The sequence below is a fragment of the Pseudomonas sp. KCJK9000 genome (genome assembly GCF_046230725.1).
In the GTDB taxonomy this organism is placed as follows: Bacteria; Pseudomonadota; Gammaproteobacteria; order Pseudomonadales; family Pseudomonadaceae; genus Aquipseudomonas; species Aquipseudomonas promysalinigenes.
In genome coordinates, this window is record NZ_JBJJLN010000137.1 from 1 (window position 1) to 589 (window position 589).

At 59.8% G+C, this 589-nt stretch carries 1 protein-coding gene; it reads right to left on the reverse strand.

Annotated features, from left to right (window positions below):
• On the reverse strand, positions 1-589 hold a 589-nt coding region (locus ACK59H_RS22960; RefSeq protein WP_409264992.1), incomplete at both ends, for an immunoglobulin-like domain-containing protein.

Below are 589 nucleotides of genomic sequence, written 5' to 3' on the forward strand. Positions count from 1 at the left end.
AATGGTCTGGCCGTTGGCCAGGGTGATCACCAGTGGGGCACCGGTAACAGGGGCGCTGACAGTGGCGGTGTACACCACGGTGCCGCCTTCGGTCACGCTTGGGGTGGCCGTTAGGGTTACGGTCGAAATGTCTATCGAGTCAGTGATTGATGTAACGGCAGGTGTGGAGCTCACATCAAGCTGCTCGAAATTGCCGCCGGTGGTGCTAGTGATAGTGGTGCTGACGGTCGAACCATTGTTGTAGACATCATTGGCCGGCGTCTGGAAGTCGACGCTACCGGTGCTCTGGCCAGCTGCAACAGTGATGGTCTGGCCGTTGGACAGGGTCACGGTCACCGGCGTCTGAGCAGTGTTGCTCAGCGTCACGGTGTAAGTGATCACGCCACCTTCGGTCACGCTTGGAGTAGCGGTCAGAGTGGCGGTGGTGGTGTCGACCGAATCCGCGATGACGGTCGTGGCCGGGGCTGGATTCGGCGTCAGCTGTTCGAAGTTGCCACCGGTTGCTGCGGTGATAGTGGTGTTAACGGTCGAACCGTTGTTGTAGACGTCATTGGCCGGCGTCTGGAAATCGACGCTACCAGTGCTCTGC